A 20,486-nucleotide genomic window follows, 5' to 3' on the forward strand; every position below is an offset into this window, starting at 1 on the left:
TTTATCTTTTTGTACCAAAAAAGCGTACAACCGAAGCTTTTCCTTTGTGATAAGCGCCTTCACTCAGTATGGTTTCGGAAATATATGCTTCCTGAAAATCGAAATCGGAAAAATCAGTTTTCAGTTCTTCTAAATCATAAAGCATTTCCCAATGTTTTGGTCCGCCTGCATTTGGATTTTCGTCTTGAAATTTAGAATGCTCTTTACTGAAACCTTCCAGAATAATTCCCCCACCTTTCTTCACAAGCGATGAAAACCATCTGTGCAAATCCCGCCTCAATATTTCAGGAAAATGGGCAAAAACCATTACTAAAAGGTCAAAACTTTCTTTTTTATAACCTATTGTATCTGCCGAAACCGTTGTGTAATTTATTTTCACCGAGTTTATTTCAGCAAGCTGCATCGCTTTCTTTTTGCCTTCTTCACTTTGGTCAAAAGCCTCAACTTCAAAACCCTGAATTGCCGCATAAACAGCATTCCTACCCTCTCCTTCAGCAGGAAAAAGAGCTTTTCCGGGAGTGAGTTCAGCCAATTTTTCGGCAAAATAGATATTTGGTTGATCTCCGTACACAAAATCTGACTGGCGGTATCTTTCGTCCCAAAAATCTTTCATTATTGTTCCGTTAGTTTTATCATATTCTGTACACTGCCACCGTTGAGAACATTCGTGATTCCGTTTCGTTCCAATGTTCCTTTTGCCATTGCGCTACGGTTTCCACTTCTACAGAAAACAATGATGTTTTTCTTATTCCTGAACTTGGAAATCTGGTCTTTGACGACATCCAAAGGTATATTAACAGCCCCTTCAGCACTTCCCGAAGCAAATTCTACGGGCGTTCTTACATCTACCAAAAAAGCACCTTCTCCCAACGCAGTTTCCAGCGCAGCATTGTCTTTTTTTCCGAATAACATTGATAATAAATCCATCTTAATTTTTTACAGGGTTTGCTTTTTCTGTCCATTCTTTCATTCCGCCAGAGAAATTTTTGACGTTCTCAAAACCGTTTTTCTTCAGTAGAGAATAGGCAATTGCTGCTCTGTCGCCACTTTGACAATGAATTACAATTGGTTTTTCATGGGAAATTTTATCCAGATTATCCTCCAAAGTTCCCACAAAGACATTCTCAGCATTCTCAATACGTCCTGCGTCATATTCGGTTTTATTTCTTACATCAACCACCTGAATATTATCTCTGTTCAGATAAGATTTGAATTCCTCAATATCAATAATATCGGCAGTCTGTAATTCTAAGTCTAAATTTTTCACGTCATCAATATAGCCCATCATTTGATCCATCCCGATTCTCATCAGTTTTCTGGTAAGATCTTCCATTTGTTCTTCCTGAGCAACCAAAATAAACGGCTCGGAATAATTGACAATCCATCCCATCCACGTGGAAAATGAATTATTACCCTGAATATTGATGCTGTTTGGTATAAAACCTTGGGCAAAATCTACTTTATTTCTCGTGTCTATAATTTTAACTCCATTTTGATAAGCTTTCAAAAATTCTTCTTTGGAAAGTTTCGGATGTTTTGGAACTTCTTTTAATAAAGGTCTTTCCACTTTGTTGAGTTTTTTCATCATTGCAAAATATTTTGGAGGTTCCGGCTGTCCTTCCAGCAGATATTCTACAAAACCTTCCTCATCTTCTTCATATTGAAAAGCCCAGTTTCTGATTTTTTCATAACCTACCGTTGAACTCGGAACTGCACCCAAAGCTTTTCCGCAAGCCGAACCTGCACCGTGTCCCGGCCAAACTTGGATAAACTCCCGCAATCTGCTAAAATCCTGAACAGAATGAAACATTTCTTTCGCTCCTTTTTCCTGAGTTCCTGTAATTCCGGCCGCCTTCTCCAATAAATCTGGTCTTCCTATATCTCCCACAAAAACAAAATCTCCTGTAAAAATCATCACCGGTTCGTCCGTTGCAGGATGATCGGTCAATAAAAAGCTGATGCTTTCCGGCGTATGTCCCGGCGTGTGAATGACTTTTAAAGTTAAATTTCCAACTTTAATGATATCTCCATTCGTTAATCCGGTATGTGGAAACTGATATTGCCAATCTTCACCACCTTCATCCGAAAGATACATTTTTGCACCCGTCACTTCCGCAAGTTCTCTAGAACCCGACAAAAAATCGGCGTGAATATGAGTTTCTGTAATATGTGTAATCGTGAGATTATTTTCTTTGGCAATCTGAAGATAGGTATCGATATCTCTTTTGGCATCGATAACAATGGCTTCACCTTTTGCCTGACATCCTATTAAATAGCTAGCCTGCGCAAGGCTCTTATCATAAATATGCTGAAAAAACATAATGTAATTTTTTAGGGTTATACTTTTTTAATATTATAGTACAAATTTCGGGGTTTACAAAGTGTTATACCGCTACTTTTGTTACATAAGTTAAATTTTTCAAAACCAATAATTCGTAATTAAATTTAACTGATTATAATTGGTCTTTTGATAGACTGCAATTGGGTTTGAGCTTTGCAGATTTCTTTTAAAAATGTAAAGCAAATCAACTTCCAGTTTATGACTGACTTTGTAAGCGACAAAGCTATTCCATTGCAAAAAATCATCTGTATTGTACTTATTATTTTTAAAATCATTTTCGGAAACTCCGTTGCTGATGCTAAAATCTGAGTGAGCCGACCATTTTCCATGATGAAATAAGACCGAAACTTTTATAATATCAACATTTCCAAAACCTTCCAATCTGCTTCTCGGAAGCGATGTGAAAAACTGATCTCTTCCCAATTCTTTCGGAAATAAAAATCTGCCGGTATCAAATGCTTTAGAATAAGCAAACTCCAAAGCGAAATTTTTGATCTTATATCGAAACAAAAAACTTGCAACCTGACCGTTTTCATCTGGCTGGACATATCTTTCGTAATATTTTAATCGACTTTGGTAAGAATCCGGAATCTGATAACTGTAAATCAACCCAAAATCCCATTTAGGAAAATTTAAACCCAGCTGAAACCAAGATGTATTGAGTGTTTTATCTAAATGTATGTTGTAAAAATTAATATCTGCAATTCGAAATTTTCTTCCGTAGTGAAAGATGGCAACACCTGTGCTGTTATTTTCACTGAGATAATCTGCTTTTGAGCTGTCTGGTTGAAATCCGTTATCCAATACTCCGATTGCGTCTTTCATTTTTGACCATTCTGAATTTGAACGCATTGAAACAGAATTCAGCAATGCTACATCAACCTGTGATTTACCGGAAGTAAAATTCCAGCTCAATCCGCCATATTCTATAGGTAACATTCTGCCGTCACTTGGATTGATAAGCGGAGAATATTTAATCGGAATTTTTCCTATCGTAAATTTTGATTTCCCTTTCTCGTATTGTAAATACAACTGATTAAGCCTTGAAACGGCATAAAGATTCTGAGGAGAAGATAAGTCAAAAAGTTCCCGTTCCCACTTGGAAGATTTTCCGGATTTCAAATCCTTTTCTTCCAAATCTGATGATGCAACTTTAGAAAGATACGAAGCAGAAACTCCAATGGAAATACGTTTTACGGGTTTGTATTCAACCTTTAAATTTCCTGCTAAAGCATCTGCCCAATAATCGGTACCTGTAAGATTGTCTGTTGACATCAAAAAGTTTCGTAGATTTCCTGAGATGATGACTTTATCACGATTATCTAAATTAACAGATTGCGTTTTAACCATTGAAAAAGCAAACACCAAAATTATTGACGTAACTTTTTTGGTATACATTTCAAACTTCTTTTCCTTTCAGCATTTTGTTCCAATAGAGATACGGGAGAATATATTTCTTGAGAATCCAAAGTCTCCAATGCTCTTTTGAACTGTCTGAAATGAGCATCTTTTTGAGATTCGGGTCTGGTGTGAACTCATTTTTATAGTTAAATTCTGCCAAAACCATTTTTCCGTAACCTGTTACAAGCGGGCACGAAGAATATCCATTATAAGATTTGTTATCTGGTTTTGCACCTAAAATCATATTGATGAGATTAGAAACCACTACAGGAACTTGTTTTCGAATTGCAGCACCAGTTTTTGCAGTTGGAAGTCCGGCTACATCTCCTACTCCGAAAATATTTTGAAATTTATTGTGCTGAAGACTGTTAATATCAACATCAAGCCAGCCTGCCTCATTAGCTAAAACTGAATTTTTAATAAAACGTGGAGCTTCCTGTGGCGGCGCAAGATGAAGAAAATTAAACGGAATCTCAACAATACGATCTTCGTTTTTGAAATAGGCAATTTTATTCACCGGGTCAATCTTAAAAAGTCCGTGCAGTGTTTTTAAATCGATATGGTAACGGTAAATGACTTTCATCAACGTTTCAGCGACTTCTTTTACGCCAAAAATAACACCACCGGGAAGCGCAAAAGTAATTTTTACCTTATCTGAAATACCTTTTCTCCTAAAATAATCTGCGGCAAGATACATTATCTTTTGCGGCGCGCCTCCACATTTGATGGGCGTTGTAGGCAAAGTGAACAGCGCATTTCCTCCTTTAAAGCTCTGAAGAGATTTCCACGTAAACTCGGGATCTATATAGTTACTGCAAACAATACCCGTTTTCACCGCCTCTTCTAAACCTTCTACCAGAGAAAGATTATTCACCAGCCCAGGTGCAACCACGAGATATTCGTAAGAATAACTCGTGCCATTATCTGCAGAAATCTTGTTTTGTTCGGGATGAATTTCTGTAACCTTGTTTTTAAGCCAGGTTACACCATTGGGAATTAAATCTTTTGTCTGTCTTGCTGTGTCTTTAAAATCGTAAGTTCCAGCTCCTACGAGAGTCCACGCTGGTTGGTAATAATGTTTCTCGGAAGGGTCTATGATGAGAACATTGAGGGATTCATTGGTATTTATGAGAGAAGCAGCAGTCATAATTCCTCCTGTTCCTGCTCCGATAATGATGATTTGAAAATGATTTTCCATAGCCAGACTTTTTGATGATTTGTAAAGCTAAATAATCTGATAAAAACAGTAAGTAACATTTGTTACATAAGCTAAAAACTAAGCATAAAATATAAAATAATTTAAAAATAAACTCAAAATACCTCAATATTAACAACAGTCATCAAATAATATTGTAAAAAAGAGACTGATTCAAAATTGAATCAGTCTCTTACGATTAGATTTTTACTGAAAATATATTAGTGGGGCAATTTATCCCTCAAATATCCATAGACCCAAGTTCCAAAAATGGCACTCAGCAAAGTAACTCCAACAGCCAATGCACCTGTTCCAATCTGTGCGAAAAGAGGTCCCGGACAGGCACCCGTCATTGCCCAGCCAAATCCAAAAATCAGCCCGCCATAGATTTGTCCTTTGTTAAATTTCTTCGGTGTAATTGAAATCCTTTCCCCGTAAATTGTTTTGATGTTGAATTTCTTAATAATAAACACTGAAATCATTCCTGTAAGAACTGCACTACCGATTACGCCGTACATAAAAAACGACTGCAAACGGAACATCTCCTGAATCCTGAACCAGCTGATGATTTCTGCTTTTACAAATACAATCCCAAATACAATTCCTACCAAAAGGTATTTAAGATTGTAATACCATTTGTGAGTAAGATGACTTTCGTTGGTGCAAACGCTGTCCTGATGACGTATATCTTTTTCTGTTGCCATATTTTTTTAAATTAAAGTGAAAGAATTATCGGCAAAATCACGTTCGCCATTAGAAAACCTCCTGCCATAAAGCATATTGTGGCAATAAGTGATGGTAACTGCAAATTTGCCAATCCCATAATGGCGTGTCCACTGGTACAACCACCTGCATAACGGGTTCCGAAACCTACCAAAAATCCACCGACAACCATAGTAATGAAACCTTTTATCGTTAAAAGACTCGCAAAATTCATCAATTGAGCAGGAACGAGATTGCTGTAATCGGTAATTCCGTAGGTTGCAAGTTCGGCTTTCAGATTCGGATTAATCGATAATTCTCCAGGATTCATAAGGAATTGAGATGCGACAACTCCACCGAGCAAAATCCCAAAAACGAAAAACAAATTCCAGAGTTCTTTTTTCCAGTCGTATTTGAAAAAAATAATGTTGGCTGGAATACACGCTGCGCAAATATGCCTTAAAGATGAACTGATTCCAAAAGATTTGTTACCCAGTATCAGCAAAGCCGGAACTGTAAGCCCTATTAACGGACCCGCAATATACCACGGCCAGGGTTGTTTTATAACTTCTATCATTTTAATTAATTTATTTCAAAAATATATGTTTAAGATTACATATACGGTTACTTTTGTTACAGAGCAGTTTATTTCTCTTTTCTAAAATACAAAATAGATTTTTCGAATAAAAATAACTGAATTCTTTTATTGAGAATCAGCGAACCTGGATGCAATAATTTTCCGACAAACTCACGCTGCAAAAGATGCTCAAAAGCTACATTAAAAGCTCTCTTACAATAATGTAAATTCCCATTATTAAGATGAACCAGCCGAAAGCAGGTTTGAGTTTTCTACCGTCTATTTTTTTTGACAATTGTGCTCCTATAATAATCCCCACTATGGAAATGGATGAGACCGTTGCAAGTAGTTTCCAGTTGATCGGGACGTTGTGCATTGAAGTGAAAAATCCGATAAGGGAATTCAGGGAAATGATGACAAGCGAGGTACCGATGGCTACCTTCATTGGTGTCTTGAGCAAATTGACGAGTGCAGGAATAATCATAAAGCCACCACCCGCACCGACCAAACCAGTAAGCACCCCGACAACCGACCCTTGCCCTGCTGCCAAAAGATTGTTATTTTTATTAAAATGAATCGATTCTATCTGCGGCGCTACTCTACTTTGAATCATTTTGTACGATGCGAGAATCATTAATAATGCAAAAATCAGAAGTAATAAGATATCTTTGGTAACCACTAAAGTACTGATTGTAAGAACTTCATCAGGAATCAGAGGCAAAATAAAATTTCTGGTCAAAAAAATAGATATTATTGACGGGACACCAAAAACCAAAGCTGTTTTTATATTAACCAGCCCTTTCTTAAAGTAGGAAAATGAACCTACCACACTGCTGATTCCAACTATGAAAAGTGAATATTCTGTGGCTACGAAGGCATCTATACCAAAGAGATATACTAAGACAGGCACAGTAAGAATACTTCCCCCTCCTCCTATCAGCCCTAAGGAAATACCAATAAATATTGCGGCAATGTATCCGAAAATTTCCATCTCTTTAATTTTATATGACAAAAATGGATATTTCTATTTTACTGCACCGCTACTTTTGTTACATAAGAAAATTTTAGTTCAGATCTGAAAAAATAATTTTGTTTCTTCCCAATTTCACTTTTCCAGAATCTTCCAATTGCTTTAGAAGTCGGGAAACAACAACTCTTACTGTTCCAAGTTCATTCGCAAGCTGCTCGTGAGTAACGACTATAGTATTTGAATTTGCTATTTCTGCTTTTTTAGTAAGAAGATTTAGTAGTCGCTCATCTACCTTTTTAAAAGCTATAGCATTAATAATATCCAGTAATTCTTCAAAGCGTTTGTGATATAGTCTGAAAATATAGTCCAGCCATTCCGGATATTCTTTGATAAAGAGCGAAACCTTTTCTACAGGTAAGAAAAGTATCTCGGAATCTTCTTCAACTTCTGCCTTTACAATACTCTTTTCATTATGCATTCCACCAAGAAAAGACATAATGCAGCTTTCACCTGCTTTAATATAGTATAATAATATTTCTCTTCCATCTTCTTCCGTTCGTATTACTTTCAACAATCCCTTCATTACAAGTGGTATAGATCGGATCGAAGCATTTTCATCTAAAATGATTTCACCTTCCCGGTAGGTTTTTATATTACCATTTTGGTAAAGCTTATCAAGTAATTCCTGTGAAGAAATGACATCGGAAGAAAATTCAGTATGTTCCATTGCAAAAATATTTCTTCTAATATAATATATTTCTTCTGAATATAAACCGTCAATATGTAACCTAGAACATTTTATTTTGTTGCAAATTACTAATAGATAAAAAATCTATTTCAAACTTAATTTGTAAATTTGGTATTGTTAGCTATTGTAGGCATAAGATAAATTTTGAATAAGATATGAATAAAGATAAACCAAATCATACCAGTGAACATTTGGCAAATGAAAGAACATTTCTTGCGTGGATGCGAACATCGATAGCATTGATGGGTTTCGGATTCATACTAGTTAAATTTTCCCTATTTCTTAAGCAGATACCTTTAGTTGCAGAAGCTAAAAACACAGTGCACGCTCAAAATGGACATTCCAGTCTTGTAGGGATTGTAATTGTCATTGTTGGAGCTATAGTTTTATTATTTTCATATATTAATTACTACAATAACAAAAAACGTATTAATAATAATACATTTTACGAGAACAACATTTTCTTGCTCATAGTCACCACTGTTTTATTTTTGCTGAGCATTTTTTTAATACATTACTTATTAAATAACATATAAATGATACTCACAGATTTCAATTAATTAGCTATTATAAATCAATAAAAATCGAAAGAGTGTTTCACATAGATGATGGGAAAACGCAGTCCGATTTCCTTGAAATTAAGGTTTTTTCCAGAGTTCAGTAGATAATCTTTATTATTACAATTATCAAGAATCCTTCAGCAAAAATGAGTTACCTAAAAAATTACAACAATTTCCTTATTAGTAAATTTTTGCTTCAATTCCATCATATCCTCACTGACTTTTTTATCAAGTATTTTCGCATAATGCTGTGTTGTCTTAATGCTCTTGTGACCTAGCATTTTACTAACACTTTCAATGGAAACCCCATTAGATAAAGTTATCGTTGTTGCAAAGGTATGTCGTGCAATATGATAGGTCAATTCTTTGTTAATTCCGCACAGGTCGGCAATCTCCTTAAGATATGCATTCATCTTTTGATTACTCAGAATAGGCAGCAACTTTCCATTATTAAGACATACTGGATGATTTTTGTATTTTTCAATAATTTTCTCTGTTTGAGAAAGTAAGGGAATATTAGAAGTAGTTTTAGTTTTCTGACGTTTTGTATAAATCCATTGAGAGCCATCAAGTCCCAAATTGATATTTTGATATGTTAGTTTTTGAGTATCAATGTACGCTAGTCCGGTGAAACAGCTGAACAGAAAAATATCTCTTACCAAAGACAATCTCTCATTTTTAAAATCTTTGGCAAAAAGTACTTCTATCTCCTTTTCATTAAGGAACATTCTTGTCACTTCATTAAACTTAGAATGATAGTTCATAAAAGGATCTCTTTCCATCCATCCATTTGCAAGACAGATACGTATAATCTTACCAAAATTCTTGATATATTTTACTGCAGAATTATTATTACAGGATCTTTCAGTCCTTAAAAAAAATTCAAAATCGTTTAGAAAAGCATAATCGATCTTTTTTATTTCAATGTCGGTAATACTATATTTCCATTTCAAAAAATCTTTGGTATGTTTCAGACAGGTCTTATAACGGGTTAACGTTCCTTGGGCAAATTCTTTGTCTATAAGTTTCTCCATTCGATCATTATGATCCTGAAAAACGGGAATGAGTGTTCGGGTTATTCTACCTCTACCTACTAACTTATTCTTAATAGCCTCAGAAGTTACGGCTTCCTTATCTCTGATTAATTCGTGATAGGTATCGTAAACTTTTTGCTCAAATGTTTTCAAATAATAATTAAGGGATCTGCATTCTTCCGAAGAGCCACTAACCTTCTGCATTGCAGAATTCCATTTCGTAGGCTTTACTGTACGCTTTGTGCTTATTTCGGTTATTTTGCCGTCGATGGTAATCCGCAAATAAATAGGAGACTCTCCTACAGAATTGATTTTCGATTTCTTCACATAGAAAAGTAAATTGAATGTCTTGTTCATATCGTTTAGCTTTTGAGATTTAAAATTAACCTTAGTAAAAACTTAACACAAGATGTTCAGTTGCTGAACCAGCTGCTGAAAAGGGTTTGTCTGAATTTCCAGTGACCTTTTTAACCTATTTCAACAGGTCACTGAATAGGTCACTTTCAGATTATGCTTTTTTAGTTCTCTTTGAACAGACATAAAACAAAAAAAGCTTTAAAACATACGTTTTAAAGCTTTTTGTACTACTTTGATATTGTAGTTGCGATCCGGACGGGACTCGAACCCGCGACCTCCGCCGTGACAGGGCGGCATTCTAACCAGCTGAACTACCGGATCAATTTTTTGAAAAGTAATTGATAAAACTTTATGCGATCCGGACGGGACTTGTTATTTTTTCAAAAAAGCCCTATCCATAAGCTTTATATTGTTCTCTTGTCTAAGAGGTCACCGAATAGGTCACTTTTTTAAACAATCTAGAGATCGTCGTTTTTACTGTTGCAAAGATATAGATTTATTTATTTTTTGCAAATAAATTTGATCTTTTCTTTCGCAACATATTATAAACAATAGATTTTCAGATACTAAAATTTAAAAAGCATACGAGTCAATCAACCAAAGAAATCTTCCTGAGCTTTTTTTCTACAGCTAGATTATTTTTCAAAGCTAAAAATCCTTCCTTAAGATCCAGATAAGGAAAACCCGTTTCGTGGTTTTTTCTACTGATTTCTGCCATTATTTTCCAGTGTTTGGTGATTTCTTTCCAAGCAAAAAATAAGGAGTGTTTTGGGTCGTACATATGTGTTGGTTCGCTTTTAGCACCGTTTATTTCTATGATTTTAAAGCTTGTACCTTCTTGTAATAGTTCCAAATTTTCATGCATAACATCAAGCCTTCCGAAATAAAAACCATTCACTTTTGTACAAATTTCATCTATTTTTTGCTCTAATTTTCCAGTAACTTCACTTGAAACATCAATAAACTTTGCACCCCTCGTATGACTTCCAAACGGAATGAGAATAATTTCCTCATTTTCAGGAATTATTTCCTGCATCCCATTTACCATTTTTTGTTCTATGGCTTTGATTTGGAAGGCACTTCTCGGATTTTCCAGCACCAGTTCTCTCAAGGTTTTTTCACCATTTCCTTTTACGGATAGAAATTCTTTTTTCACCATTCCTGTGATTTTTCCTGATTTTTGGTCTGGAAATCTGTGGTAAAAAATGCCGACTTCATTCTGATAATTTATTTTTTCCTGAATCAGAAAATCGCAATCGCTGTTGTTCTGATAATCTTCCAATTCATTTAAATCTTCGAGCTGAACAACTCCTAAACCTTTCAATCCGATGTTTGGTTTTACAATAACAGGAAAGTTAATGACTTGTGATTTTAATTCAGATAAAATCTTCTGAAATGGGATTTCTGAGGAAGCAAAAATGGTTTTCGGAATCCAGTTTTTGGGAATCAAATCGTAGATTTCTTTTTTGCTTTCCATCGCCATTCCGCCATATTTTATAGAAGGATTCGCACCGTGGAAGAACAACAGTGTTCTTGCTTTATATGCACAGTACAGCCAAACCGGAAAAAGCGGCAGGTAAATGGAAAAAGTAGACCAGTATTCCCAATGTGCAATTTTATGAAGGCGATGTTTGAGTTTCATTTTTAAGGGAAATTTTTTCGGGTTTTGAATCTGGGTTCAGTCGGTCGTAATGTTTCAGTGTCATTTCATCGGAAATAACGAGCTGTGTCGTACTGATGGTTTGTATCGTATTTTGCCTTTTGATAGTAATTCCGTTTTCCAGATCATCGGTTTTCTGATGGTGGAAATCTAAAATATCTTCATCGGAAATCTTCTCGTTTTGCAGAAATTTCTGAAAAATTTGTTCCCTTTTTTCTCTTGCCGATTTATCATACAATGTTGCGGAAGACCAAATATGTGGACAATTTATATCTAACATTTTAAAATATTTTCCACTTCCATCCCAACGAAATTCTGCCAGTTGGTTTTCCTGAAAAATGACCAGTGTAAAAGGTTCAATGTTTTCCAAATCAATTAATTCCATTGACTTGAAAATGTTCTCTTCCTCTATCAAATCCAAAACAATCAGTCCTCGGCTTTTCTGGTAATTCGTTTTTTCCGGATGATTTTCAAAAGCACCGTTTAATAAAATTAGGGCATTTCCGCTTTCGGAAACCGCAAACCAAGTTCCGTTTTTGGTGGCATCTTTCGGATAAAAAACACCTTTTTCACTATGGATTTCTTGTGCAGAACGATTGGGTTTTTCGTCCCGGTTGGAAGTCAGAACAATTTTATTTTTAAGCGGAAAATACGTTACAGTACACATTTAGTTTAAATTTTGAGTTTCTCTGTATTGAATCGTTGAAGGGGCAATTCCGAAATTTTTGTTGAGTAAATGACTCATTTTCATTTCATTAAAAGCTACTTTTATCAATGCTTGATGATGAATGCAATGCTCAATATTGTACAATAATTCCCGATAGAAATTAGTCGGAATTTCTAAAGAAACAGTTCCTACGGTTTGCTTTAAAATTAAATTTTTGTTCGGCAAATCGATGTTGGAAAGTATTTCGAAAATCACTTCCATCGCTTTTTCAGGATTTTTTTCTAATTCCAGATTTCTTTGTCTTTCGTCATAATTAATCTGATTCGTATGATAAGAGTTCCGTAAAATTTCCAGAAACTCAATAATGTGTCTCGTGTGTCCACCAATCGTAGAATTGTCTAAAGATGGAATTTGATGAGTGTATATTTCTGTTGAAACTTTTTGCAAAAGCTCTTGTTGCTCGGTAAGAATCTCGTGTAAGATGACATAAACCGATTCGTCTTTATTCATACTTTAGCTTTTTTAAATTTAAACAGAAGAATTACACAAAAAACAAGAACGGTAAGCGCAAGATAAAATAATTTTCCGCCATCGTCATTGGTGTCAATTCCTAGAATGAAAATGTGTGAGGCAATTGCTCCAATCATCGTTACAAATCCCAGAACAGCTCCCCAAAAAGTGGTTTTCGGGTTCAGAATCAAAACTGCAGTGATGAGTTCCAGAATACCTGAAAAAATTCTTCCAAATGGTTCTGCGTGAAGTTTAGAAAAAATAGCAACAGAATCAGGATGTGCCGTAAACTTAAAATACAATGTTTGCAGTAAAATAACGGCGGGAATTAATCTTAATGCCCAATTGATATAGTTTTTCATCGTTTTATAATTATTTTTTTTCTAATAAGGCGTAAGAAAACAGATGATTGTATTGTTGACAATGAACGACTGCGTATTTGTACTCATCGAAGTTTACGGAACCCGTAAAAGTGTAGGTTTGTCCGCCGTTCACAGATTTTAGCAAGCCCAAAGAAATAAACTGCGACGGTTCCTGTTCTTTGCTTACACAAACGTATAAATCCGGACCGTTGCTAACCGTGAAACCATCATTAAAAACCAAAGTATAAATTCCGTTTTTTTCATAGATTTCGGCTTTTCCGTTGACGTTATTTCCGTAAGGTCCCTGAATAAAATTTCCGGAATATTTCAGAGTAGCATTTTCGGGAGCCATTTCCATTAAATCTTCTGTTGCGGTGTTTTCTCTGATGCAGGAAACTAAGAGAAGAGAAGAGAAAATAAAGGTGATCATTGTTTTCATCATTTTAATTTTTTAGTAATAATTAATTGGTCAGTTTCTTCCAGTTTTGGTCTGCGCTTTTTTTCAGTTTGACTTCGTTCTTATTCCACGAAGTCAGCGTATTGTTGAAGAATTTATTGTAGAACAGATGCGTTTTTCCGTCAATTATTTTAAAAGTCGTAGGATTGATTTCCACTTTTTCGCCATAATCTCCCAATGCAAAAGCGCACCAACCGCCGTAAACAGGTTCGTATTTGGCTGGATCTTTTTTGAGGAGTTCTTTGTTCTTTTCCGAAGAAGTATAATAAATGGCTCCGTTTACATTAACTGCGAATTCTTTTTTACCTTTTACCGCTTTTTTCTGTTCGATGTAAGAAACAGGATCATACCCCTGAATTGCCAGTTTGTTTTCTAAATTTCGGTGTTCATTTTTTTGAGCCAATACAAAAAAAGGAAGCAGAAAAACGAGAATGAGTGTAAATATATTTTTCATAATTTTTAAATTAAAGTTGTTTTAAAATATCTTCCAATGAAGCTCTTTCTTTATAATCAGGATTGAAATGTCTCCAGATAATTTTTTGATTTTCATCTAAAATGTAGGTCGCAGAAACTGGTAATCTTCCAGACTCATCGGAACGGCTTTTCTTGAAATCATCTCCTAAATGTTTTTCGTAGAAATCAATCGTTTTCTTTTCTGGTGTGTAAAGCACATCAAAAAGTTCAGCAATTTTGTAGTTTTCATCATACAAAACGGAATATGAGGTTTTGGTTTTGCTGATGGTTTTCTCTATAAATTCAGGCTTTTCGGGAGAAATGATTACCAATCTTGCGTTTTTAGATTGTAATTCGGGAGCAAGATTTTGAAGACTTTCGATGTATTTGTTACAGTACGGACACCATTGTCCACGAATGAAAACCAGCACGGTTTTCTTTTTTTCTGCCGACAAGGAGAAGTTTTTGTTAAATTGATCTTTTGCTGTAAATTGGAAATAGTTTCGCCCACCATTTTTCCCTTTACCTCATCTAATGTTGGTGTTTCTTTATTTGCGGATTTCTTTTTAAGAACCGATTGTCCTACATTCAGAAATTGAGTTGCGTTGTAATATCCATATTCGTACTGCACCAATTCGCCGTTTTGGTCTAGGAAAAGAAAGGAAGGATAATTAACAATTTTGAATTTTTTTGCAAGTTCTGTCCCTTCTTTTTCAGCATCAATATAAAGGCTGATGAAATTTTTATTGAAAAATTCTCCCAGTTCAGGATTCGGAAACGTATTCTTTTTCATCAGTTTGCACGGACCGCACCAAGTTGTGTACAGATCGATGAAGATGAGTTTATTTTCCTGTTGTGCCAGTTTTTTGGCTTCATCTAAATTTTTAGCCTGAAAATCGATTCCGGTTTTGCTTTGTGCGGAAAACGAAATGGCAACTAAGAAAAAGAATGTATAAATTATTTTTGTGAACATAAGATAAAGTATTTACTATGAAGTTCCCAAAAACAAAAAAAATCACCCTGTGAAAAGGTGATTTTTTTAACAATTCTATTTAAAGTATTGATAATCAGTTTAAAAATTATCTTATTTTTTTTTATTTTCCGGATTTGCTCTACACATTTATGCTTTTGGTTTTGCGCATTGTGCTTGCTGGAATACTTGTATTTTTCCTGTATTTCTTCGATATTTTTATTCTTCATAAAAATATCCTGGATGAGGTTTTGGCAGTGCGATGAGATTTCATTAATATAATCATTGAGTTTGTCCCAATAATCTCTCTCGTTTTCTATAGCTTGGTTGATTTCTTCTTTGTTTTCAAAATAATAGCTTTCGTGAATTTCCACAAAAAAGTTTCGGTTGCGTAATTTTTTCAACCACAGGTTTTTAGAAATTCCGGTGACGTAATTGGCAAGACAGGTGTAAGCTTTGAAATCATCATCGTACAATTTCTCATACAAAATAATCAAAGCATCCTGAAAAACATCTTCCGCATCTTCCAGATTTCCTTTGTTTCCAAGAACAAATTTCCGTGTATAGCCAAAATATTTTTGATACAGAACACCAAAGGCAACATTATTGTCTTTCTGGAAATCTTCCACTGCTAAGGCGTTTGTTGTTCTCTTATTCATATCAATTGATAAGTTTGAAAATACAAAATATTTTTCTTAATGGCGACACGTATTAATTATGTTTTTTAACGACTTTAATTAATTCCTATCTAAGCATTCTTAATAGCAATTATTAACGGAATGAATTGATTAAATCAACTTAATGCTTATAAGAATTAATAAAATCTTCTATTCTATGTTTTTATTCTTCTTCAATCAAAATTAAAATCTAAAGAATAAGCCTGACTCCTCCAAGTTCATCAACTCTGTAACTGAATTTTTCCCCGGGACTGCTGATAAACATGAAGTTCTTTGGGATTCCCCATTTGTTACTAAGCTCTTCCACAAGTTCAGGCGTAAAGTTGCCCAAAATGGTAATATACTCCATATCGACCTCAGGATAGGCACGGTCCAAAGTGTCAAAATCAGCGAGGAATTTTGGATCCGGTTGCTGTTGTTCTTTTAATACCGTAACGATCTTCATATTGTTTGTCACCTCATTTTCGTGCAGGTACATCATCACCTTATTAAGGGTTGCTATATCATCACCTTTTGAGAAGAAAACAAAATCCTGCTCATAGAGTTTTTTCAGGCTTCGGTACAAAGATCTTTGTCTTGTGAGCGTGTATTTTTTATAGTTCTTCGACAGCGACTGCAGCAGATTAACAATAAAATGCATAATATCCTTTCGCAGCAGCATAGCCAAAATGATCAGTACCGAAGGAATAAAATATTGCAGAAAGGTGACAAGATATTGTGGCTTGGTCATGATGTTCCCATATAAAGCAATGATTATGGCTGCAAAAGCCAACAGCACAACTCCGGGTTTGGCGTATTCCGGACGTGGCAGACGAGACCTTCTGAGTTTAAGCAGGATATTTCCTAACGCAAATGATGCCATGACAGTCAGGAAAGACAGGGCATAAACAGCGGCAAGTGGTGCCAATTGTCCTCTGGTCACCAATAGCACTGAAAGACATAACAGAAAGAAAAGGATCAGGATCCTGTATGTACTGCCCCTTTTATTTTCCTTCAGAAAATAATTTGGTAATATTCTATCCAAAGTCATCCTTTTGATAAGACCATTGACCCCAACAAATGAAGTTAATACCGCACCACTTAAAACAGAGACCGCATTGATCGAAATGATCGTAGCGAGCCATTTTCCACCAGTCAAAGTCCCAATATAACTTAAGAAAGAATTTTGGTGTGATTCTACTGCCGATATGGGAATGATGCATATCACAAGAAATGCAATCATCGGGTTTAGCACTGATACTGCGATCCACATATTTCTTAATGTTTTCGCAAAAACACCTCGCTCCTGCTCCTCCACAAAATTTGAAGAGCTCTCAAAGCCTGAGATCCCAAGCATAGCAGCTGAAAATCCAAAGAAAATAGCGGTTAAAATACTTCCATTTCTGGCAGGAAGATGGAAATTGTCGATCAATATTGAGAATCCGTGCTGCCAGACAAAGAAAAAGCAGGAACCAATTAACAGTCCCATTGTTGCAAGATGGAAAACAAAAATGACCAGGGCAACCACTGAACTTTCAGAAATTCCTAAAATAGTCAGCTCTAAAAATATGAGCAAAAGCACGAATGTTGCTATATTCACATTGAAATATGGCAAAATATGATGTAGGTAGTGCATCGCCTCGCTTGAGGAGATCACTGCCGTTGCCATGTAAGATAATATGGTAAGACAGGCTGCAATAGACGCATTACTTTTCGTTGTAGTATTTAACAATACGTTATATGCACCACCATTGAGGGGCAATGCTCCGACCACCTCGCCATAGATCTTTCTGAATAGAAATAGTACCACGGCCACCATCAAAAGAGCGACCCATGCATACTGACCTGCCGCTACAATAGCCAGAGCCGAAACATACAGACAAGATGAAGTTATATCATTGCCGCAGATCGCAGTGGCATACCATTCACTAAGCTTTTTTGTTGACATTTTTTTATAGATTAATGAGATTTCAAGCGTATAATATTAAACAAATTAATTTTAAAACGTTCATTCTTTTCTGATAATTAACTTTAAAATTACAATTGACCACATATGACATATTCTTTTTAATTCTTTACAAATTTCCGAGCTAAATATCTAAGTATATTAAAAATAACTTTCGCAATGTTCCTCTATTTTTCCCTTTAGTATTCATAAATTTGCAGTTATCTATTTTATTAAACTATGATCAAAAGTTACCTCACAAAGCCGATCGACAAGATCACACAGCCCGTTCAGCGATTTATCCAACAGGAAAAGTCGGGAGGATTACTTTTAGGGATCAGTGTGATCATTGCTTTGATTTTGGCCACTTCACCATTATCCGATGGCTACCATCATTTTCTGGAGCAGACCTTTGGATTTCAATGGAATGGAGAAAGCTTCTTCGATTTCAGTGTACATCACTGGATCAACGACGGATTGATGTCGGTTTTCTTTTTCGTGGTGGGGCTTGAGCTTAAGCGGGAGATCATCGGTGGTGAGCTTTCCAATCCGCGAAAGGCCATGCTGCCCATTGTTGCGGCAGTTGGGGGAATGGTAATGCCGGCATTGATCTTCCTGCTACTCAATACGACCGGGGAAATGCACAAAGGTTGGGGAATACCTATGGCCACGGATATTGCTTTTGCATTGGGCGTGCTTTTTCTGTTGGGAAAGAAGATCCCACTTTCCCTCAAGGTATTTTTAACTGCCTTGGCAATTGTGGATGATCTGGGAGCAGTCCTGGTAATCGCATTTTTCTATACATCGAACATTGAAATGACGTATTTGCTGATAGGACTTGGCATTCTTGCAGTGATGTACCTGGGGAATAAGCTTGGCGTCAGATCGATCCTTTTTTTCGCATTCCTTGGCATCTGCGGTGTATGGACATGCTTTGTAATTTCAGGCGTTCACGCCACGATCGCTGCTGTCTTGGCTGCTTTTACCATTCCGGCAGATGTGAAGATCAAGGAAAATCTGTTCATCGCCAAGATCAGCAGCTATCTGGAAAGGTTTAAAAATTTAGACCCTACTGAAAATACACCTACATTGACCAACGACCAGCTGCATGTTCTGGAAAAGATCAATGAGGCGACAAATGCCGCCACTCCTCCCCTTCAGATACTGGAACACGCGATGCATCCCGTTGTAACTTTCGTTATCATACCGATTTTTGCAATAGCCAATGTCGGTGTATCTTTAAATATTGACCTTAACAGTTTATTTGACACCAATATCGCATTGGGTGTGGCATTGGGATTGTTGGTCGGAAAGGTCTTAGGTGTTGTAGGCTTCACTGCTGTTTTTATTAAACTAAAAATTGCTCAATTACCTGAGGGGATGAATATCCGTAATCTGCTCGGACTTGGTTTTCTGGCATCCATTGGATTTACAATGTCCCTGTTTGTAACCTCCCTTGCCTTTAGCCACGAAGAATACCAGACACAGGCAAAGATCGGCATATTTGCAGCCTCCTTGATCGGAGGAATTATAGGCTATATCATTCTTAACCAAGATTCTAAACCAACTCAAACCGATGAATAATATCTTTAATTTTATTAATCTTCACAATGGTGAAGAGAAAAAGGATAAGGTACTGGAAAATGTCACGTCCAATATTTCATTCAGAGGTTCCAATCTCTGGATCCTAGCCTGTGCGATCATTATCGCATCCATAGGCCTTAACGTCAATTCCACTGCGGTTATTATTGGGGCCATGCTTATTTCTCCGCTAATGGGTCCTATTGTCGGAGCAGGATTTGCGCTTGGAACCTATAATTTTCCTCTGCTTAAGAAATCTTTTAAGAACCTTCTTATTGCAACGGTAGTAAGTTTATTGGTTTCAGGATTCTATTTTTACATAAGTCCCTTCAAAGATGTACAATCAGAACTTTTGGCAAGGACTGCACCCAACATCTACGATGTTCTGATCGCTTTTTTTGGAGGACTGGTAGGTGTCATAGCCATAACAAGGGTAGAAAAAGGAAATCCTATTCCCGGTGTTGCCATTGCAACGGCATTGATGCCTCCCCTGTGTACGGCCGGATTTGGTCTTGCTACTTTTAATTTTTCTTATTTCATCGGCGCATTCTATCTTTACAGCATCAATTGCTTTTTTATATGCATTGCTACTTTTCTTGTCGTGAAATATCTGCATTATCCTTCCTCTATTGTCGACAACAAATATGAAAAAAGGATCAGATACAGCATATCGCTGTTAATACTGGTAATGATCGTTCCCAGCTCGTATTTAGCCTACAACCTGTACAATGAAAAGAAATTCACGAAGACCGCAGAACTTTTCCTCCAAAAAGAATTTGAAAAGAATGGATATACATTGATCTATAAAAAGATAAACTACAACGCCAATCCCAAAACCATCGACGTTGCATTCCTAAATAAAAAATTCACTACTGAAGAGATCAAGTCTTACAACAAGATGCTTTCTGATAACGGGCTTGCAAACACAAAGATCAACATCAGGCAAAACAATTCCGATCTGAAATCAGAGATACTGAGTGAGATCAACAAAAACAATACAAACCTGTCAGAAAAGGACATAGCTTTATCCAGCCTGCGGTCAGAACTCGACAATTATAAAGTTTCAGACTCCACATTACGCAAAGAGATACAAATCCTATATCCGGATATGTCCGGCGTTTCCTACGGAAAAATTGCCCAATATCCTGAAACGGACAGTGTAAGGCTGCAATTCGTGATGATTTATTCGGGAAAGAAAGTGAATGAATTACAGCTTAAAAGCTGGCTTGAAAAAAGGCTGAATGAGAAAAATGTCAAACTTTTAAACAATACTGAAAACTAGATTAAAATAGCCTTCAAAAAATGCCATTCCAAAATTGGAATGGCATTTTTTCAATTGA

22 protein-coding genes, 1 tRNA gene and 1 pseudogene are annotated in these 20,486 nt (G+C 36.0%); 3 read left to right on the plus strand and 21 right to left on the minus strand.

What is annotated here, in order from left to right:
- Nucleotide 1: 1 nt before the first annotated feature.
- The 9 genes from BMW39_RS13035 to BMW39_RS13075 form a co-directional block, all read right to left on the minus strand.
- Nucleotides 2-613: a class I SAM-dependent methyltransferase gene (locus tag BMW39_RS13035; RefSeq protein WP_034741462.1), complete on the minus strand. Its 612-nt coding sequence runs from the start codon at nt 611-613 to the stop codon at nt 2-4.
- On the minus strand, nt 613-927 hold the full coding sequence (locus BMW39_RS13040) for a rhodanese-like domain-containing protein (RefSeq protein WP_034741465.1): 315 nt from the start codon (nt 925-927) through the stop codon (nt 613-615). Before BMW39_RS13040 ends, BMW39_RS13035 begins: the two co-directional genes overlap by 1 nt.
- 1 nt (nt 928) lies before the next feature.
- Entirely contained in the window at nt 929-2,320 is a 1,392-nt protein-coding gene (locus BMW39_RS13045; protein ID WP_034976041.1) for an MBL fold metallo-hydrolase, read from the minus strand.
- Between the two features lie 99 nt (nt 2,321-2,419).
- Nucleotides 2,420-3,616: a hypothetical protein gene (locus tag BMW39_RS13050; RefSeq protein ID WP_040995549.1), complete on the minus strand. Its 1,197-nt coding sequence runs from the start codon at nt 3,614-3,616 to the stop codon at nt 2,420-2,422.
- Between the two features lie 124 nt (nt 3,617-3,740).
- Nucleotides 3,741-4,940, minus strand: coding sequence for an NAD(P)/FAD-dependent oxidoreductase (locus tag BMW39_RS13055; protein WP_034741473.1), 1,200 nt, complete (start codon nt 4,938-4,940; stop codon nt 3,741-3,743).
- Between the two features lie 218 nt (nt 4,941-5,158).
- A complete protein-coding gene (locus BMW39_RS13060) occupies nt 5,159-5,641 on the minus strand; it encodes a DUF6691 family protein (RefSeq protein WP_034741476.1) in 483 nt (160 codons plus the stop codon).
- A gap of 11 nt (nt 5,642-5,652) precedes the next feature.
- Nucleotides 5,653-6,216 carry a YeeE/YedE family protein gene (locus BMW39_RS13065; protein ID WP_034741478.1) on the minus strand — a complete coding sequence of 188 codons (564 nt, stop codon included), beginning with the start codon at nt 6,214-6,216 and terminating at the stop codon, nt 5,653-5,655.
- A gap of 196 nt (nt 6,217-6,412) precedes the next feature.
- Nucleotides 6,413-7,207 carry a sulfite exporter TauE/SafE family protein gene (locus BMW39_RS13070; protein ID WP_034741481.1) on the minus strand — a complete coding sequence of 265 codons (795 nt, stop codon included), beginning with the start codon at nt 7,205-7,207 and terminating at the stop codon, nt 6,413-6,415.
- A 73-nt stretch (nt 7,208-7,280) separates the two neighbouring features.
- Nucleotides 7,281-7,913 (minus strand): Crp/Fnr family transcriptional regulator, encoded by a 633-nt coding sequence (locus BMW39_RS13075; protein WP_034976043.1) that lies wholly within the window; start codon nt 7,911-7,913, stop codon nt 7,281-7,283.
- 176 nt (nt 7,914-8,089) lie between these two features.
- On the opposite strand from BMW39_RS13075, the gene BMW39_RS19755 reads away from it, so the two are divergent.
- Nucleotides 8,090-8,470 carry a YidH family protein gene (locus BMW39_RS19755; RefSeq protein ID WP_034741488.1) on the plus strand — a complete coding sequence of 127 codons (381 nt, stop codon included), beginning with the start codon at nt 8,090-8,092 and terminating at the stop codon, nt 8,468-8,470.
- A 179-nt stretch (nt 8,471-8,649) separates the two neighbouring features.
- On the opposite strand, the gene BMW39_RS13085 is transcribed toward BMW39_RS19755, so the two are convergent.
- The 12 genes and pseudogenes from BMW39_RS13085 to BMW39_RS13140 form a co-directional block, all read right to left on the minus strand.
- Nucleotides 8,650-9,885: a site-specific integrase gene (locus BMW39_RS13085; RefSeq protein WP_034741491.1), complete on the minus strand. Its 1,236-nt coding sequence runs from the start codon at nt 9,883-9,885 to the stop codon at nt 8,650-8,652.
- A 247-nt stretch (nt 9,886-10,132) separates the two neighbouring features.
- Nucleotides 10,133-10,206 (minus strand) — tRNA-Asp (locus BMW39_RS13090).
- A 268-nt stretch (nt 10,207-10,474) separates the two neighbouring features.
- A complete protein-coding gene (locus BMW39_RS13095; protein WP_034976046.1) occupies nt 10,475-11,527 on the minus strand; it encodes an ATP-grasp domain-containing protein in 1,053 nt (350 codons plus the stop codon).
- Entirely contained in the window at nt 11,502-12,212 is a 711-nt protein-coding gene (locus BMW39_RS13100) for an NRDE family protein (protein WP_051879939.1), read from the minus strand. Before BMW39_RS13100 ends, BMW39_RS13095 begins: the two co-directional genes overlap by 26 nt.
- Nucleotides 12,213-12,722, minus strand: coding sequence for a hypothetical protein (locus BMW39_RS13105; RefSeq protein ID WP_034976048.1), 510 nt, complete (start codon nt 12,720-12,722; stop codon nt 12,213-12,215).
- Nucleotides 12,719-13,084, minus strand: coding sequence for a DoxX family protein (locus BMW39_RS13110; protein WP_034976052.1), 366 nt, complete (start codon nt 13,082-13,084; stop codon nt 12,719-12,721). The genes BMW39_RS13105 and BMW39_RS13110 overlap by 4 nt, the downstream gene beginning before the upstream one ends.
- A gap of 10 nt (nt 13,085-13,094) precedes the next feature.
- The gene (locus tag BMW39_RS13115) at nt 13,095-13,526 is read right to left on the minus strand and encodes a DM13 domain-containing protein (RefSeq protein WP_083391923.1); all 432 of its coding nucleotides are present in this window, start codon (nt 13,524-13,526) and stop codon (nt 13,095-13,097) included.
- A 19-nt stretch (nt 13,527-13,545) separates the two neighbouring features.
- Nucleotides 13,546-13,995: a YHS domain-containing (seleno)protein gene (locus BMW39_RS13120; protein WP_034976058.1), complete on the minus strand. Its 450-nt coding sequence runs from the start codon at nt 13,993-13,995 to the stop codon at nt 13,546-13,548.
- Between the two features lie 10 nt (nt 13,996-14,005).
- Nucleotides 14,006-14,449, minus strand: coding sequence for a peroxiredoxin-like family protein (locus BMW39_RS13125; protein WP_074719342.1), 444 nt, complete (start codon nt 14,447-14,449; stop codon nt 14,006-14,008).
- 143 nt (nt 14,450-14,592) lie between these two features.
- A pseudogene (locus tag BMW39_RS19520) lies at nt 14,593-14,967 on the minus strand (thioredoxin family protein); the annotation flags it as partial.
- Nucleotides 14,952-15,623 carry an RNA polymerase sigma factor gene (locus BMW39_RS13135; protein ID WP_074719343.1) on the minus strand — a complete coding sequence of 224 codons (672 nt, stop codon included), beginning with the start codon at nt 15,621-15,623 and terminating at the stop codon, nt 14,952-14,954. The pseudogene BMW39_RS19520 and the gene BMW39_RS13135, both read right to left, overlap by 16 nt.
- Nucleotides 15,624-15,831: 208 nt before the next feature.
- Nucleotides 15,832-17,568 carry an APC family permease gene (locus tag BMW39_RS13140; RefSeq protein WP_034976060.1) on the minus strand — a complete coding sequence of 579 codons (1,737 nt, stop codon included), beginning with the start codon at nt 17,566-17,568 and terminating at the stop codon, nt 15,832-15,834.
- 237 nt (nt 17,569-17,805) lie between these two features.
- Between BMW39_RS13140 and nhaA the strand changes: the two genes are divergently transcribed.
- Together nhaA and BMW39_RS13150 are read left to right on the plus strand one after the other, a co-directional pair.
- On the plus strand, nt 17,806-19,149 hold the full coding sequence (gene nhaA / locus BMW39_RS13145) for a Na+/H+ antiporter NhaA (protein WP_034976063.1): 1,344 nt from the start codon (nt 17,806-17,808) through the stop codon (nt 19,147-19,149).
- Entirely contained in the window at nt 19,142-20,428 is a 1,287-nt protein-coding gene (locus tag BMW39_RS13150) for a DUF389 domain-containing protein (RefSeq protein ID WP_066436416.1), read from the plus strand. Before nhaA ends, BMW39_RS13150 begins: the two co-directional genes overlap by 8 nt.
- Nucleotides 20,429-20,486: the final 58 nt, after the last annotated feature.

This window comes from Epilithonimonas lactis, assembly GCF_900110605.1.
Classification (GTDB): domain Bacteria; phylum Bacteroidota; class Bacteroidia; order Flavobacteriales; family Weeksellaceae; genus Epilithonimonas; species Epilithonimonas lactis.